The sequence below is a fragment of the Candidatus Galacturonatibacter soehngenii genome (assembly GCF_008830185.1).
Taxonomy (GTDB): domain Bacteria; phylum Bacillota; class Clostridia; order Lachnospirales; family Lachnospiraceae; genus Lachnotalea; species Lachnotalea soehngenii.
Genome location: NZ_WAGX01000008.1, coordinates 30172 through 46254 on the forward strand (window position 1 = coordinate 30172; position 16083 = coordinate 46254).

The following is a 16083-nucleotide window of genomic DNA, read 5'->3' on the forward strand; positions in this document are numbered from 1 at the left end:
ATACGTTCCTCCTAATGATCATTTGGGTTAAAATTACGTTTGGTAAGGCCTTCTTGTGCCAGCATGGTTTCTAGTACTGAAATATCAGTAGCAATGTCCATAGCGGCATCTTCAAAGAGACTGTCCAATAATACTTCAAAAGCATGATTAATGGTATCCAATGTCGTTTCGATTTCTTTCTTGGCAGAGCGAATGTTCTCTCCTTGAACTGGCTGTAAATCGAATTCTTTATATGCAGTTACTAATTTCAGCGTAGTGGGAAGATAATATTCCATAAACTTATTGATTTCAGAAAGCTGTCTAGGATTACGCTCCACGTGTGTGAATATTTTGTCTATTACTAATTCAAGCCGATCTAGTTTATTAGAGATTTCTTCACCAGGAATGGCATCGTTGGCTTCACGAATTTGCCGAATACAATGACGGCCTTTTTCAATGATAGCTTGTAATTCTGGATTTTCAGCATTACTTTCTTTTGCTTTTTCTGAATTTACATTAACCTCTTTTGCAGGAGGCGTATTAAAAGATTGCTTTTGTTGCATATTTTTTTGTAATTGCAAATATTGCTGATAGCTTTCTTGATTTAGCATGATACAGCTTGCTTGCTTATCGATGTGAGCTTCGGGAAACATACCAATTACAATCATTTTACGTAAATCTTTTGTGATATATTTACGACTTAATTGTGTTTGCGCCGACAAATCTTGAATAGAGTAATAACTTTTATCTTTAAATAAGCTAATATATCTGTAGAATCTTCTTAAGCGAGCACGTATCATTGAGCCTCTTAAGGTCATAAAAAAACTAATCAGTAAAAATGGAAAAATGCCAAGAGCAATCGTTCCAAACAAGTTCATTTGATTCATGATAAAACCAAGCAATGTTAAAACCAAGATAGCAATACCCGTTATAGGAAGAAAGATCCAGCCAAAAACAGTATATAAAATACCAGCTACCTTTCCAATAGGATTACTTGGATAGGCTTTCGTAATGGATTGCTTGTCGCTACTTTTGGGGGAGACTGGTTTTGTATCACTTCTTGATGCTTGATAACCTGTTTTTAGCTTAACATCCTGCCAACGTTCTTGCTTTTGCTTTGAATATTTATTATGGTAAGAAGAATGCTTGAAATTATTTTGATCACGATTCATGCCCAATGCATTTCGAACTTCCCAAAGAGCATTTTCCACTGTATTTTCAATGCTTTTATTGAGCTGATTGTAGTCCATTTTATGAATCGCATTGGATACGATATCCTTGATTTCATCTTCTAAGTTAGAAAAATTTCGTTTATTATTCATGTAACAACCTCCGTAGTGTCACTGTACAGATACTTTATTATATCTCATTTAAACAAGAATGACAAATCATTTGATGGATAGAATCGGTTATTTTGCACATAGTTTGTGCATAGAATCTCATATAAAGTCAGATAATTGATAAAAATATTATAAGTAGTACAATATTAGCACTCATGTATTGACAGTGCTAATATTGTGTGATATATATATAGTATAACACTTATAACAGGAAATAAAACAAACGAATTATATCGATTTCAAGAATGTATCATTTTTGTGCATCATTTGTTGCTTTTAAATCTGAATGGTAACTCCCAAACGTATAGAGAGGATGGTGGGAAATATGACGTTTAAGAAAATAAATGAATACACAGTACAATGTGTTATTGCTGTAACAGAGATAGACCAAATGGGTTATGAATTAAATGACCTTTATACCAATAAAGAAGCTGCTTCAAATTTTATGAGAAGTATTATGGAAAAAGGAGAAGAAGCGGGATTTCAATTGAATAAGAATCTACAAGAGATTCAGGTAGTACTCCTACAAGACGGTCAGTTGGTATTACGATTTACTGAAGTTGGGCCTGATTACCATGTGAATCAGATGATTGAGAATGCATTAGAGGCTTATAAGGCAGTAGAGACAATCGGAAAAGAGCGTTTAGAAGAGATTATAAAGCTGCCACATAAAGAAAAGTTAAAAGCTTTTCAAGAAATGATGGCAAAGTATAAGGGAATGGCAGAGTCTTTTTTACAGGATACAGAAAGTTATGAGGAAGATAAAACATTGGAAAAAACAGAAACGGAAAAGAAAGAAAAGAAATTTATGTTCCAATTTTCTGATTTGTCTCATTTAGAGATGTTATGTAAAACAGTAGCATTAAAGGTTCCTTCTCATTTGTATAAAGACAGCAAACAGTACTATTTATTAGTAGATTTTTCAGACACTGAGGATACAATTGTAGATAGCTTTGTTGTTCAGGCGCTTGATTTTACTGCTAAAATTGAAAAGAATAAACTTGTAATGGCTTATGTACAAGAGCATGCGAAAAACATGATTGAAGATGAGGCAATAGAGATTTTAAAGAAAATTTAATATAAATTTATAAACGGCTAAATTTCAAAAAAAGAAATTTGGCCGTTTTTTGTGATTAATTGCTTGAGTTTCGAATAACTTCTATATCAGCTCCTAGATAATCGGGAATATGCAGATAGCCCTGTTCATCTGGTCTTATTTCGACACCATCGACCATCCATACGTCGTCTTTTGTATATCCACGTTCAAAGACATTAACATTGTTAAGAGTAGAACGATAATTACGAACCTGCTCATCTGATAAAATAGTCCCATCTTTACATAAATAGTAGGTTCTCATATTGTTATCAATCCCTATAGTGAATTTGCCAGGTGTGATTCCTACATTTTTCATTACTTCCAATATCTCGTTATTTGAATAATACATATTTAATGCAACTGGATATGGAGTCTCTATTAGAGAAGAGAAAAATCCATATGTTTTACCAATGGCCTGATATTCGTCTACAGAGTAATTTCCCATACTACTATCAGAAAAGGCCTGATACACGCTATTTTTATTTACTGCCATTAACCAATTAGTGCCATTAACCTCTTTATAGTTGTAATAGGTATTGCTACAGAATAAAAGATTATTATTTTCGGCATATAGTGTGCTACAGCTTTCTTTGTTTACAGGGTGGATCGTAGATGGAGATATTAGCGTACCGTCGTCTAAGGTATACATTTGCTTCATATAATCATACCCTACGACTCCACCAGAGAAATCAAGCAAAAAAGTGTTATTCTCATTATTATTTTTTTTATCACATTGAGATAAGCCTTCAGTAGAAAATACAGCAGTATCTCTTTGTGAGGATTTTTTTAGTACATTGTTTTTTAACAAGCTAGGTGTTTTGCTCGTTGTGGTTGCTAAATATTGAAGTGAAAGTTTATTATTAAGAACTTTTTGTCTGCTTTTATTATAGAAAGACGAATTTGTTTGTCCAAAGTATTCAATCATTGAATTTTCTCCTTATAAAGGTTTTAGTTAGTTAACTTCATTGGGTGGAAGTACAGGGTAAACATAACGGAATTTTATACCAGCTATTAGTGTTCCAGTTTTAACAGGGGTATATTTAAAATACCATGATTGATGAAATTCACTTGTATAATTCACTGGTAAGTTTGATTTCCAAACATATCTTGGGGTATTGATCCATGAAGTATATCTTGCAGTTTTTAATTGGGCGGCCTTTGTTAAGCTACCAGAACCACCATCTAAATCTATATTGTAAACAATTGCACCTTTTGGTACGGCACTGATCTGAGAAAAATCCTTTGTAATTTCGTAATCTTTATCTTTTACAAATGATAAAGATCCTAAAGAATAGTTATAGTTTCCTATGGTATAGTTTGGATTTCCAATAGAGAATTTATAGGATCCACCCACACGGCAATATATTTGAAGATAATAGGTGCCTTCTTCTTTAATGTTTAAATTAAAAATAGTTTTACCTAAAACAGCTTTATATTCATTAGAACCTATAATGTTACTATCTTCATCAAAGACGGTTATATTATATAGCCCACTATCAGAAACAAAAGATAGGTAGCTGTCAGTTTTTGCCGGCAAGGTGAATCGAAACCAATCATCATCATCTTTTTTACCTGAAGCTTTCATAAAAAATTCACCACTATAAGATCCATCTACTGCTTGGGCAGGGGTGCTTTGATTTCGAGTTACATAATTGGCTGTATCCATTGTATTATTAGGTTCTGTTTCATTTACCATAGTACCAGCAGCAAACGATGGCGTTGTAGGTGATAATATTAGTATTGATCCTAATACAATTAATGCTTTAAAAATTTTTCTCATTATACTCATCCTCCTTATAATGTTACAAAGTAGTAAAACAATGTTTACATTATAAATATCGACATATTGATAAAAATATTTATATATAATTTTCAAAGATATGTAAATTTGAGTAGCAGAATAAAATAAAGCAATGGTTGATAATTAATTTTAGTTTGATATAGGAGGTATTCCCTCTTCACGCATTTGATAGACACGTTTCCATTCTTTGGTTTCTTCATCTTTTACAGTTTGACTACGATTTTTAGAAAGGAAATTGGTAAGTGCATAACAATCAACCCATATTTCATTATTGCCTTCCTTTTGCGACTCATCAAAGATTAGCTGTAAACCAAAGTGCAGGTGTGTGACATTGATGTTATTTACATTTTCTTTTGGACTGTAACCGGTATGGCCCATGTAGCCAATTACATCACCAGCAGTTACCGTATCCCCTTCTTTTAAAGACTTATTAAATGGGAAGTTCTGCCGTAAATGTGCATAGTAATAATAGCGTTTTTTATCAAAGCTTCGAATACCAATTCGCCAGCCCCCATATTGATTCCAACCAAGTGCTTCTATGTAACCAGACTCTACGGCAATAATAGGTGTACCCGTCTGCCCCATCATGTCATGTCCTAGATGATTTCTTTTATAACCGTAAGATCTTGAGGCGCCAAAATCATCATAATCATTATATGGAAATCCCTTTGCGATAGGAGAGAAAGCTTTGAGCCCGTATTTTTTTACCCATACTTTATTACCAGCTTCGTCTTCTTCCTCAATCTCATACTCTCCTACAAATCCATCTAAAATAGCGGTATAGGCCTCCAAATAATATGAATAATATTTCATATCTACCGTTAAATTTTCCATTGTAGTTTCACCGTTTATTATACTTTCAGCAGCTTTTTTCATCTCTGCCACGGCTTTTTTTCCTACTTCTCCACCACCTCTTGCCCCCGCATAGGCCAGTAATTCAATCCAATCCAATTTAATGTCTAAATCATGTGTCTCTACGTCATATTTGTATGCAGTATTTAGTGCATCTGAAGTAACATTGAATTCTACCCATTTGATATAATCCGTCTTTTTCTTGGGAGAGGTGTCTCTATTTTGGAAGGGATTATTTTCAGAGCTAGCATTTGGTTGAGAGGTCATGATGGAAACGATATTATTTTTACATGATAGTATTGCAACCAGCAATATTAGAAATAGAATTTCGCCAATAATTCCTTTTTTTATTTTACTCAACTTTGTACCTGCTATTACTTAATGTAGTAACAGTTTATGCCTTTATGTTTATAAAAATGATAACAATCAAAGGATTTATAACAAATGTAGGATTGACAACCATTTCATTGTATAATATGATAAATTCAAATAGAACATAAGTTCGCAAATAAGTTAGGAGATTGGGGTTGTGAATGTAAAAGAAATACTTAGTAGTCAAGCAGAATTAGAATATCAGCAATTCATGGCAAAACTGTTGCCAGGAATACCTAATATTTTAGGAGTCAGACTCCCAAAGCTAAGAGTAATCGCCAAGCAGTTGGCAAAAGAGGATTGGAAAGATTATTTAGAACATGCAACACAGGATACATTTGAAGAGGTAATGCTACAAGGAATGGTAATTGGTTATGTAAAAGCCGATTTTGAAGAAATTATATCGTATATAGCAAACTTTATACCAAAAATAAATAATTGGTCCGTCTGTGATTCCTTTTGTAATACTCTTAAAATAACAAATCGTTATCCAAAGGAAATGTGGTCTTTTATTCAACCGTATTTAAAGGATTCTAAGGAATATCATATTCGATTTGGTGTCGTTATGCTTTTGAATTATTATAGGAAGGAGGAATATGTTAAGGAGGCATTAAAGCGAATGGATGAGATAGAAAGTGATGCTTATTATGTTCGAATGGGAATTGCATGGGCAATCTCAATGTATTATGTGAGCTTTCCTATAGAAACCATGTCTTTTTTAAAGAATAACCACTTAGATGATTTTACCTATAATAAGACACTGCAAAAGATAACGGAATCACTTAAGATAGATAAAGAAACAAAAGAGATGATAAAAACAATGAAAAGATAGTAGCTATAATAAAATGGAGGGATTTCATGGACCACATAAGAATAAGTAATTATAATGAATTTGTTGATGTTTTGTTAAAAGCGGGGGTTTCAATGGGAGGTGGAAATAACGAGGGTATATTTTCTGTTATTCCATGGGGCTGGAATGATAAACCTCCTTACGATACCCCTGTCAAATGGCATACAGGAGATCCTGAAACGGACCCATGGGAATGGCGTATGCGTGTATTGGACGAGCGTAGGGATATATCCTATGCAAAAGTATTCTTTAAAAAAAGTGGATATATAACGAAAGACTGGGCGCCATTTTTTATTGCGATACGTAGGGGAAATAGATGCTTTGAGGAAGATTATGAAAACGGTGTAATTAGTAATTATGCGAAGCGAATCTATGAGGTAATTCAAGAAAATAATACATTGCCTCTACATGCAATCAAGCAACTTGCAGGCTTTGGTAAGGAGGATAAATCACAATTTGACAGAGCTTTAGTCGAACTACAAATGAATTTGTTTCTTACGATGTGTGGAAGGCAACAGAAAGTATCTAGAAAAGGGGAAGAATACGGATGGTCCTCAACTGTTTTTTGTACAACAGAAGATTTTTGGGGAGAAGAGGTATTTGAAAAAGCCGCAGGAATGAAGGAAAGTGAGGCAATAGAAGAATTAACCAGACACATACTTTCTTTAAATCCGATAGCGAAACCAAATAAGATTAAAAAGTTTATCAAAGGGTAAATGGCTATGTTTTATTAGTTAAAATACCTACTATCATAAAATATTACCTAAAATTACAATAAATAATATCATTGACAATCAAAGTGACATTGTATATAATCAAGAACAATACAAAACAAGAAATGCTATGACGAGGAGGAGTACATACTCGCTAAAGTTCCAGAGAGAAGATGGTTGGTGCGAATCTTTACTAAGGAAGTATGGAAGTAGCCTTTGAGCAGTGAACCGAACAAGAGCAATCTTTAGTAGACTTCAACGTGATTCCGACGTTATATGGAAGCAGTATCGATACGTCTTTCTTCATTTATTGGACGATTCTGTACTGACAGAGTGCAGAGATTATCTCTGAATTTAGGTGGTAACACGGATGAATCATTCGCCCTAAGCTAATAACATTAGCTTAGGGCTTTTTTTCGCAAACAACGAGTTAAGCAAAGGGCAATCTGCTTGTATCTTTGGTAAGAGAAGTAATATGAAATAAAATAGGAGGTATCAAAAATGAAAAGAAAAGGAACACAGGCATTTGTAGAGGTATTAAAAAGAGAAGGCGTTGATATTTTATTTGGATATCCTGGAGGATATGCAATTGATTTATTTGATGAGCTGTATAAACAAAAAGATATTGAAGTAATTTTACCTAGACATGAACAAGGTTTAATTCATGCAGCAGATGGATATGCACGTGCAACAGGTAAGGTTGGAGTTTGTTTGGTTACAAGTGGTCCTGGTGCAACCAATCTGGTTACAGGGATTGCAACCGCACAATATGATAGTGTTCCATTGGTTTGTTTTACGGGTCAGGTATCAAAGCACCTGATAGGAAATGATGCCTTCCAAGAAGTAGATATTGTAGGAATTACTAGAAGTATTTGTAAGTATGCAGTTACCGTTCGCGATAGAAAGGATTTAACAAGAATTATCAAAGAAGCCTTTTATATTGCAAGAACTGGTAAACCAGGAGTTGTATTGGTGGATATCCCAAAGGATATTCAGTTAGAGATGGGAGAAGATGATTTTGATGCAGCTGTTTCCATTCGCGGCTATAAGCCAAATACCTCAGTGCATTTAGGACAAATAAAAAAAGCAATGGAAATGCTTGAAAAAGCGAAACGTCCAGTATTTTTAATCGGAGGCGGAGTAAGACTTTCAAAAGCAGAAAAAGAATTAACGAAGCTAATCAATACTGTAAGAGTTCCTGTTATTACGACCATTATGGGAAAAGGTTCCATTTCAACTGATCATGAGTTTTATGTTGGAAATATAGGGCTTCATGGCTCTTACGCTTCTAATATGGCAATCAGCGAATGTGATTTATTATTTTCTATTGGTACCAGATTCAACGATAGAATCACAGGAAGAATCAGTGGATTTGCGCCAAAGGCTAAAATCATTCATATTGATATTGAGGCCGCTTCCATATCAAGAAATATTAAGGTAGATGTTCCAATTGTATCCGATGCAAAGCTTGCAATAGAAGCCATGCAAGAACGAGCAAAGGACTGTTATCAAAATAGTTGGATGGATCAGATTAAAGGATGGGAAAGAGAACACAAAATAGCCCCACAAAACCCAAATGGATTATCACCTGATAAAATCATTCATGAAATCAGTGAATTCTATTCAAATGGTATTGTAGTAACGGACGTAGGACAGCATCAAATGTGGACCACACAATATCTTAGAATGAATCCGACAATGAAGCTTTTGACATCAGGGGGGCTTGGAACGATGGGATTTGGCTTGCCAGCTGCAATCGGTGCAAAGCTAGGTGCTCCAGAAAAAGAGGTAGTTTGTATTTCGGGAGATGGTGGAATGCAGATGAATATCCAAGAAATGGCAACAGCGGTTACTTGTGAACTTCCTATCGTATTTTGTATCTTCAACAATAGTTATCTAGGTATGGTAAGAGAAGTGCAGCATTTGTATTATGACAGAAGGTATTCAAGTACTTGTCTTCGCTGCACCAGAAGCTGTAAGAAAAATTGCTTTGATAAAAATAAAGAATGTCCTCCTTATTCTCCCGATTTTATAAAACTAGCGGAGAGTTATGGAGCTTTAGGGATTCGCGTAATGGAGGAAAAGGATATTAAAAGTGCGTTTGAGAAGGCACTTAATAATAAAAAAACTCCAACCATTATTGAATTTACAATTGAAACAGAAGAATTGGTACTTCCGATTATTCCAGGTGGGAAGGCCTTAAATGAAATGATATTAGAATGTTAGGGGGGTAAAAGAATGAAAAAAAGATGGATGTCCTTGTATGTAGAAAATGAAGTAGGTGTATTAGCAAGAGTTTCTGGTTTGTTTTCAGGAAAGTGTTACAATCTAAGAAGCTTGACCGTAGGTGAGACACAAGACCCAACGATATCAAGAATGACGATATGTGTGGATAGTGATGATGCTACCTTTGAGCAAATCAAAAAGCAACTCAATCAATTTATTGAGGTAATTAAGGTAGTTGATTTAACCAATGTACCAGTTCATATGAAAGAAATACTGTATCTTAAGATATTAACAGCAAATGATAAAGAAAGATCATTTGCATATCGAATTAGTGAAGTATTTGGAGGTAAGGTAGTCGATATGGGAAGGTCTGGAATTCTTATGGAGTGTCTTCAGACAGAAACAAAGAATGATGATTTGATACGATTGGTTTCAAAGGAATTTACGAATATTGAAGTGGTAAGAGGAGGAAGTGTGGCAATTGAATCTATTAGTATTTCAGACCGATAGCAAAGTGAAATAACCTTAGAGTTATAACATAAACAAACACAGGTTGCATATAATTAGTTAAGATGTGTAATAAGCAGGGAAAATAGTTTGATTATTCATGTTGTAAAACAAGGTGAGACCTTAAATAGCATTGCAAGCTTATATCAAGTCTCTGTGGAGAGGCTATTACTTGATAATGGACTTGAAACAGGCAGTTCCCTTGTTGTTGGTCAGGCAATCGTAGTTTTAATACCCAATGTAGTGCATGTGGTAGGAGCAGGAGAGACCATTCAATCAATTGCAGAAAATTATGGAATCAGTGAGATTAACTTACTACAAAATAATCCTAATTTAATTAATAATAATGTATTGTTTGAAGGGGAAATATTAGCGATTTCCTTTGAAGGAGAAAAACTTAGAGGAGCCAGATTAAATGGATATGCTTATCCATTTATTAATCAATCGATCCTAAGAACTGCTCTTGCATATATGACGACACTTACCATATTTGGTTATGGATTTACAGCTACAGGTGAATTAATTCCAATTGATGATGAACCGCTTATTCGACAGGCTTATTCGTTGCAGGCGTCTCCAATGATGTTAATTTCTTCAATTGATGAAAGCGGGAATTTCAGCAATGAGCATGCAGAAAAATTGTTTGGTGATCCAGTTGCCACAGAAACGTTAATTACGAATATAATAAATACCATGTATATTAAAGGTTATATTGGACTTGACATTGATTTTGAGTTTATTCGAGACAAAGAAAATTATATCACTTTTATTTCAAAAGTAACAAACAGGCTACACCAAGAAGGTTTTATTGTTAATGTTGATCTCGCCCCAAAAACCTCTGCTACGCAGGTCGGACTAATCTATCAAGCACACGATTATAAGCGTATTGGAGAAATAGCTGACACCGTTTTACTCATGACGTATGAATGGGGTTACACCTTTGGTCCTCCCATGGCCGTAGCTCCTCTAGATCAGGTAAGAAGAGTAGTAGAATATGGCGTTACAGAGATTGATGTAAATAAAATAATGCTTGGAATCCCTAATTATGGATACGATTGGAAGCTTCCTTTTGTTCGAGGAGAAAGTGAAGCAATTATTGTAGGCAATACGGAAGCCGTTGATATTGCAGCCAGATATAATGCCTTGATTGAATTTGACCCCATTGCCATGTCGCCCTACTTTTATTATACGGATGAGTTAGGAATACAACATGTCGTATGGTTTGAAGATGCCAGAAGCATTGAGGCCAAATTAGGATTGGTAAATGAATATAATTTATTAGGTGCAGGTTATTGGAACTTGATGAGAAGATTTCCAGCAAACTGGGCAGTTCTAAATTCACTGTATACGATAAATAAATTGGTGTAGTCTTTTATAGAATAGAAAAGAATATCCTTGCTATGTTTTAATATAGTCTATATACTGTTCATATAGGACAAAAGTAACGGTTTATTGTGTATGGGGGATATGCAATGGAGAATAGTAAGAGTTTGAATGCTGGTGGTATTAAGTCTGACAAATTAAAGGTATTCTTTTATCATTTTATGAATAAAAGTGATCTAGAGCAACAAGAATTAAATGAATATCTAATAAGAGATAATATTAGCCATATGCTCATTGTTTCCTTAATATTGATGCTTATTTCGGTAGTTAAAATTATATTCAAAATAAAACGAAGCTGGTTTGCCGATATTGGGATTACCATGCTTTTTATTACCCTTTTATATATTATGCTTTGGTATTTTATACATTGTAAATTGATACAGGGCTTAAAAGCGCAAAAAGTAATCTACATAACATTTTGGCTATTAATTAATGTTGTCGGTTTAAAAGAACTTCGTTTGGAAATTCAAGTTTATCAATCGATTACATACTATTATCTTCTTATGTTTCTTTTAACTGGATTTTATATTGGGTCTTTTCTTACTATTATTTTTTTTATTGGATTTGATACTATTGTCACCATTGTAATGCTTACAACGATTCCAAGAATTGAGATGAATCTAAAATTATATATAGCAGTAACCATTATGATTGCTTTTGTTTCAGTCATTATTATGATGAGTAGATTCTATCATTATATATTAGAAAAAAGAGCGCAATTTGCCATACGAACCCTTGGCGGTGTTGACCGCCTTACCAACCTTTTAAATAGAAGAGGGTTCGATGAGAAAATAGCCCAAATGTGGGGAGCGTGGAGTGATACACGAAAATCGATTGTGGCTATTATGGTTGATATTGATTGTTTTAAAAATTATAATGATACGTTTGGACATATCGCAGGTGACCAATGCCTAAAAGATATATCAGAGTGCATCTATAACATTGCGTCAAGAAAATCAGAGCTAATCGTTCGATATGGTGGGGAAGAAATTGTTATTGTCCTCACAAATCAAAGTGAAGAAGAGTGTATCGAAGTGGCACTTGCAATACAAGAAAGAATTAATTTGCTTAATATTAAGGCAGGTGAGAAGGCCACTTGTTCAAATGTAACCGTAAGTATGGGAGTGGCCAGTATGTTGGCTAATCCAAACAATACGATATATGATTTGATTGAAAAAGCAGATGAACAACTCTATTACTCTAAAAACAACGGAAGAAATGCCATTACGATGAATTATATCTCAGTTGAGCTAAATAAAGTAATGGCGGCAAGTGTAGAAAAAGATTTAGAACTCTTGTCAATTAAGAAGAAATGTTAAGTTGCTCTTAAAGTAAAAAGAGGACATAAAACAAACCGTTTTATGTCCTCCTTTTTAAAGTTTTGCACCCTTCATTCCACCAAGCTTTACTCCAGATAAAATATTCGTATCAAAAGAATAAGAGATTTCACTTAGTTCACGCTCTCTTTTTAATGCCAAGGTTACCATTTGATCTAATAACATATCGTAAGTTACTCCAATTGGTTCCCATAGATAAAAAGCCAAGGAACCAGGAATAGTGTTAATTTCGTTTACATATAACTGATCCGTTTCAGTATCTATCATAAAGTCAATTCTAGAAACCCCATTGCAATTTAATGTCTGGAAGGTTTTTACGGCAAGCGAACGTATTTCCTCACGCTTTTGAGGCGAGAGAGGAGCAGGAAGTTTACGAGATAAACTAGTCATTCCCTTTGAACCATTGTCAGTTTTTGAACCGCCATTTCCAGATAAATACTTATCTTCATAGCTTAAGATTTCATCCGATCCTACTGGTTCTTCACATTCAGAAGCCTTTGCCTCTTCATAGTCCCCAAGCACAGAACAATTGATTTCACGAAGTTTAACAATTGCTTTTTCCACGAGTAATTTGTTTGCAAATTGAAATGCATACTCAAATGCATCTTCTAGCTCTGCACGATCTTTTGCAACTTTAATACCGACACTTGAACCAAGATTAATTGGTTTTACAATAACTGGATAGCCAATTTTTTCTTCCACACGTTCTATAATATCATTAGGATTCGTGTGATATTTTTTAACATCTAGGCAAATGCAGTCAAGTACAGGAATCCCGTTATCTTTTAATACTGTTTTCATAACATACTTATCCATTCCAATCGCAGAAGATGTTACATCTGGGCCCACATACGGGATGCATAGCGTGCGAAAGTAACCCTGCAAAGTTCCGTCCTCTGTATTCGTACCATGTACAATTGGAAAGGCAACATCAATAGAATTTATAATATTAGTTCCAAATTTTTTCATAGGGTAGCGGACAAGGTTAAGTTTTTTATTATCATTTACAAGTATAATCTTTTGACTTTTCTTTAAAAGTGTTGGGATATCTTTGTAAGCTTCAATATCTCCAATGTTTTCGCCTATATACATTTCATTATTTTTTGTAATGTAGATTGGTATAATATCATATTTTTCTCTATTAAAAGCATAAACAGCTTGAATTCCAGAGATGATAGATACTTCATGTTCTACGCTTTGACCACCAAAAAATACACCTACTTTAATTTTCATATATAAATCCTCTTTCCTTAATAATTATCTGGTAAATCATTTTCTAATAAGACAACCTTTTGGATGCCGCTGGTGTTTATTTTTTCTACAAAAGCAAGGGCATCATTTAAATCCTTTGCAATGTATGTTTTATCAGCAGGATAGTTCATTTCTTTTAATCCATCTTGAATTGGTTGTGTTTGCTTAGGTCCGACTAAAACAGCATAGTCGCAAATTGCCGCAATTTGTGTACCAAATATCTTATTGCATTCATACTGCTTGGTTCCAAGCTCAACCATACCAGGAGTAACCACTATTTTAATACCTTCAAAGGTAGCTAGTGTATCAAGGGCTGCTTTGGCGCCACTTGGATTGGAATTATAAGCATCATCAATAATTAGTGAATTGTTTCCCTTTATTAATTGCAAACGATGGGCAACGCCTTCTAAACGTCTTACTTGAATTGCAAGTGCATCCATTGGCACTCCTAAAGTATAGGCAATCGCAATTGCACCAGCAATGTTTAGTACATTATGCTCTCCAATTAACTTAGTAGTAAACTCCCACTCTTTTCCAGACTCATCTTTTAGCTTAAAGGTTGAGCCTTTACTGGAAGAACGAACATCGTAAGGATGAAAATCACTGGATTCATTATGAACCCCATAAGTTACGATATCATTTTCTATTTTATGATTCACAATGTACTCGTTATCATAATTTAAGAATACTTTTCCCTTGCCTAATACGGAATCTGCGAGTTCAAATTTAGTCTTAATCACGTTATCAACGGTTAGAAAACTTTCTAAATGCTGAGGCCCGATTGAGGTAATCACACCATGTGTAGGATGAACCAAATCACAGATTTCTTTAATGTCACCAATATTTTTTGCGCCCATTTCACAAACAAATATTTCATGAGTCGCACGTAAATGTTCTCTTATCGTTCGAACAACGCCAAGGGTGGTGTTAAAATTTTCAGGTGTAACCAACACGTTATATTTGGCAGATAACAACTTTTGCAAATAAAATTTAACACTGGTTTTTCCATAGCTTCCAGTAACACCAATTACTGTAAGATTGGGCATTGCATTTATCATATCTCTTGCTTCGTTGATAAACCGATTATTAATCGAAGTTTCGATTGGTCGATTCACATAATTAGATAGCAAAGTAAAATAAGGAATCAATATACCAATTAGTAATAGTAACACTGCAATGGTATTCGTATTAGAAAAAATAAATGCATAAAGAAGCAATGGAATCAGGTATATAATATAAGAAGTAAGTAACATTCTTTTCACACGAGGGGTATAAACGAGTGGTTTTTTTGCTTTAGCAGGTTTATTCATCACCGCCATAAAGCAAAAGAAAGCAATACCTAATATTTTTCCAATATTACCACTTAAAACACCAATCAAAGCAACAATTACAAACTGTAGAATCAAAAGTCTTTGCTTTCTTAAATTGTCCTTGGCCTTAAGCCATGTGCGATGCTCTTTTGGTTTATAGGAGTTTAATTGAAACATATGCATATGATAAAGAAGAAGTATCGTAAATAACCATGTAAAGGCAATAATATAACCGAGTGATAAAATATAATTTAACATTGTTTACTCCTTAATATTTAAAAATGAATCTATGACTTTATGAACGGTAAAAGCCTGATCTAAAAATACATAATGGCCTGCATTTTTGATTGTGACAAGCCCAGCATCTGGAATTGTCTTTTCCATGTATTGACCATCACAAAGAGGAGTGGCAGTATCATTTTCACCCCAAATTAAAAGTGTAGATGGCTTGATATTTGTAAAATAACTTTCATCTAGTATTTCATTGATTACCTTGACAAAAGACTGGCGCATGAGTGGAGTGGCCAAACGATAATCAGCAGAACCACTTTTGGACTGAAATTGTTCCAAGGCATCTGGATAAAGTAATTGAATTGGTTTTAGTTTTAAAAACCATTTACCAAGTTTAAACATGCGGATTTTCATTTTCTGTTTCATTGTCTTAGGGTGTCTGATTCCCGCAGAACCCATTAAAATGATTTTATTGATTTGAAATGGAAGAGTGGGAATGTTAGCAAGCTTTATAATACATTCGCCTCCAAAGGAATGACCAATTAAGATAGCATCTGTAATACCCATTTGTTTTGTAAATGAAATAATAAAATGTACAAAATCATCCACACACCAAGGGGTATTAGGTTCTTCACTTTGTCCAAAGCCAGGTAAATCAAGAGCATAAACCTTATAATAGTTTGAAAGGTGTTTGATTAAAGGTTGAAACGGCATTAAGTTTGAGCCCCAGCCATGAAGCATCAAAATAGTTTCTCCTTCTCCCTCAACCACATAATTTGTTTTTATGTTATCAATAATAATATTCAATAAATTCATTCCTTTCAAAGTATAATAA

Annotated in this window: 14 protein-coding genes and 1 other annotated feature; of the genes, 7 read left to right on the plus strand and 7 right to left on the minus strand. The window is 34.2% G+C overall.

From position 1 onward, the window contains the following. Positions 1–11: 11 nt before the first annotated feature. Complete coding sequence (locus F7O84_RS17280) at positions 12–1301, minus strand: 5-bromo-4-chloroindolyl phosphate hydrolysis family protein (protein WP_151148184.1); 1290 nt, start codon at positions 1299–1301, stop codon at positions 12–14. Positions 1302–1644: 343 nt separating this feature from the next. Here F7O84_RS17280 and F7O84_RS17285 point away from each other — a divergent pair, with 343 nt between their 5' ends. Then, positions 1645–2397, plus strand: coding sequence for an adaptor protein MecA (locus F7O84_RS17285; protein WP_192451818.1), 753 nt, complete (start codon positions 1645–1647; stop codon positions 2395–2397). A gap of 55 nt (positions 2398–2452) precedes the next feature. Here F7O84_RS17285 and F7O84_RS17290 read toward each other — a convergent pair whose 3' ends face one another. The 3 genes from F7O84_RS17290 to F7O84_RS17300 form a co-directional block, all read right to left on the minus strand. After that, positions 2453–3340, minus strand: a complete 888-nt coding sequence (locus tag F7O84_RS17290) for a hypothetical protein (protein ID WP_151148188.1) — start codon at positions 3338–3340, stop codon at positions 2453–2455. Between the two features lie 27 nt (positions 3341–3367). Next, on the minus strand, positions 3368–4195 hold the full coding sequence (locus tag F7O84_RS17295; RefSeq protein WP_151148191.1) for a hypothetical protein: 828 nt from the start codon (positions 4193–4195) through the stop codon (positions 3368–3370). Positions 4196–4345: 150 nt separating this feature from the next. Then, complete coding sequence (locus F7O84_RS17300; RefSeq protein ID WP_330578822.1) at positions 4346–5428, minus strand: M23 family metallopeptidase; 1083 nt, start codon at positions 5426–5428, stop codon at positions 4346–4348. Between the two features lie 169 nt (positions 5429–5597). Here F7O84_RS17300 and F7O84_RS17305 point away from each other — a divergent pair, with 169 nt between their 5' ends. From F7O84_RS17305 to F7O84_RS17330, 6 genes are all read left to right on the plus strand, one after another. Then, positions 5598–6272 (plus strand): DNA alkylation repair protein, encoded by a 675-nt coding sequence (locus tag F7O84_RS17305; RefSeq protein ID WP_151148193.1) that lies wholly within the window; start codon positions 5598–5600, stop codon positions 6270–6272. A gap of 26 nt (positions 6273–6298) precedes the next feature. Beyond that, positions 6299–7006 carry an AlkZ-related protein gene (locus F7O84_RS17310; protein ID WP_207708071.1) on the plus strand — a complete coding sequence of 236 codons (708 nt, stop codon included), beginning with the start codon at positions 6299–6301 and terminating at the stop codon, positions 7004–7006. Positions 7007–7124: 118 nt separating this feature from the next. Then, positions 7125–7393, plus strand: a binding site (T-box leader). Positions 7394–7504: 111 nt separating this feature from the next. Beyond that, positions 7505–9229, plus strand: coding sequence for a biosynthetic-type acetolactate synthase large subunit (gene ilvB / locus F7O84_RS17315; RefSeq protein ID WP_151148195.1), 1725 nt, complete (start codon positions 7505–7507; stop codon positions 9227–9229). A 12-nt stretch (positions 9230–9241) separates the two neighbouring features. Then, positions 9242–9739, plus strand: a complete 498-nt coding sequence (gene ilvN / locus F7O84_RS17320) for an acetolactate synthase small subunit (RefSeq protein WP_151148197.1) — start codon at positions 9242–9244, stop codon at positions 9737–9739. 87 nt (positions 9740–9826) lie between these two features. Continuing rightward, the gene (locus tag F7O84_RS17325; RefSeq protein WP_151148199.1) at positions 9827–11104 is read left to right on the plus strand and encodes a glycosyl hydrolase family 18 protein; all 1278 of its coding nucleotides are present in this window, start codon (positions 9827–9829) and stop codon (positions 11102–11104) included. 104 nt (positions 11105–11208) lie between these two features. Beyond that, positions 11209–12438: a GGDEF domain-containing protein gene (locus tag F7O84_RS17330; RefSeq protein WP_151148201.1), complete on the plus strand. Its 1230-nt coding sequence runs from the start codon at positions 11209–11211 to the stop codon at positions 12436–12438. A 54-nt stretch (positions 12439–12492) separates the two neighbouring features. Here the strand turns inward: F7O84_RS17330 and F7O84_RS17335 are convergent, their stop codons facing one another. From F7O84_RS17335 to F7O84_RS17345, 3 genes are read right to left on the minus strand one after another with little or no spacing between them, the layout of a single operon-like run. Next, positions 12493–13689, minus strand: coding sequence for a D-alanine--D-alanine ligase family protein (locus F7O84_RS17335; RefSeq protein ID WP_151148203.1), 1197 nt, complete (start codon positions 13687–13689; stop codon positions 12493–12495). Positions 13690–13706: 17 nt separating this feature from the next. Continuing rightward, positions 13707–15275 carry a Mur ligase family protein gene (locus F7O84_RS17340; RefSeq protein ID WP_151148205.1) on the minus strand — a complete coding sequence of 523 codons (1569 nt, stop codon included), beginning with the start codon at positions 15273–15275 and terminating at the stop codon, positions 13707–13709. Positions 15276–15278: 3 nt separating this feature from the next. Then, the gene (locus tag F7O84_RS17345) at positions 15279–16064 is read right to left on the minus strand and encodes an alpha/beta fold hydrolase (protein ID WP_243140949.1); all 786 of its coding nucleotides are present in this window, start codon (positions 16062–16064) and stop codon (positions 15279–15281) included. Positions 16065–16083: the final 19 nt, after the last annotated feature.

Coding starts and splice junctions, on each gene's coding strand:
- F7O84_RS17335 (WP_151148203.1), bottom strand. CDS start 13,689: ATGAAAATTAAAGTAGGTGTATTTTTTGGTGGTCAAAGCGTAGAACAT.
- F7O84_RS17330 (WP_151148201.1), top strand. CDS start 11,209: ATGGAGAATAGTAAGAGTTTGAATGCTGGTGGTATTAAGTCTGACAAA.
- F7O84_RS17295 (WP_151148191.1), bottom strand. CDS start 4,195: ATGAGAAAAATTTTTAAAGCATTAATTGTATTAGGATCAATACTAATA.
- F7O84_RS17290 (WP_151148188.1), bottom strand. CDS start 3,340: ATGATTGAATACTTTGGACAAACAAATTCGTCTTTCTATAATAAAAGC.
- F7O84_RS17345 (WP_243140949.1), bottom strand. CDS start 16,064: ATGAATTTATTGAATATTATTATTGATAACATAAAAACAAATTATGTG.
- F7O84_RS17280 (WP_151148184.1), bottom strand. CDS start 1,301: ATGAATAATAAACGAAATTTTTCTAACTTAGAAGATGAAATCAAGGAT.
- F7O84_RS17340 (WP_151148205.1), bottom strand. CDS start 15,275: ATGTTAAATTATATTTTATCACTCGGTTATATTATTGCCTTTACATGG.
- F7O84_RS17310 (WP_207708071.1), top strand. CDS start 6,299: ATGGACCACATAAGAATAAGTAATTATAATGAATTTGTTGATGTTTTG.
- ilvB (WP_151148195.1), top strand. CDS start 7,505: ATGAAAAGAAAAGGAACACAGGCATTTGTAGAGGTATTAAAAAGAGAA.
- F7O84_RS17285 (WP_192451818.1), top strand. CDS start 1,645: ATGACGTTTAAGAAAATAAATGAATACACAGTACAATGTGTTATTGCT.
- ilvN (WP_151148197.1), top strand. CDS start 9,242: ATGAAAAAAAGATGGATGTCCTTGTATGTAGAAAATGAAGTAGGTGTA.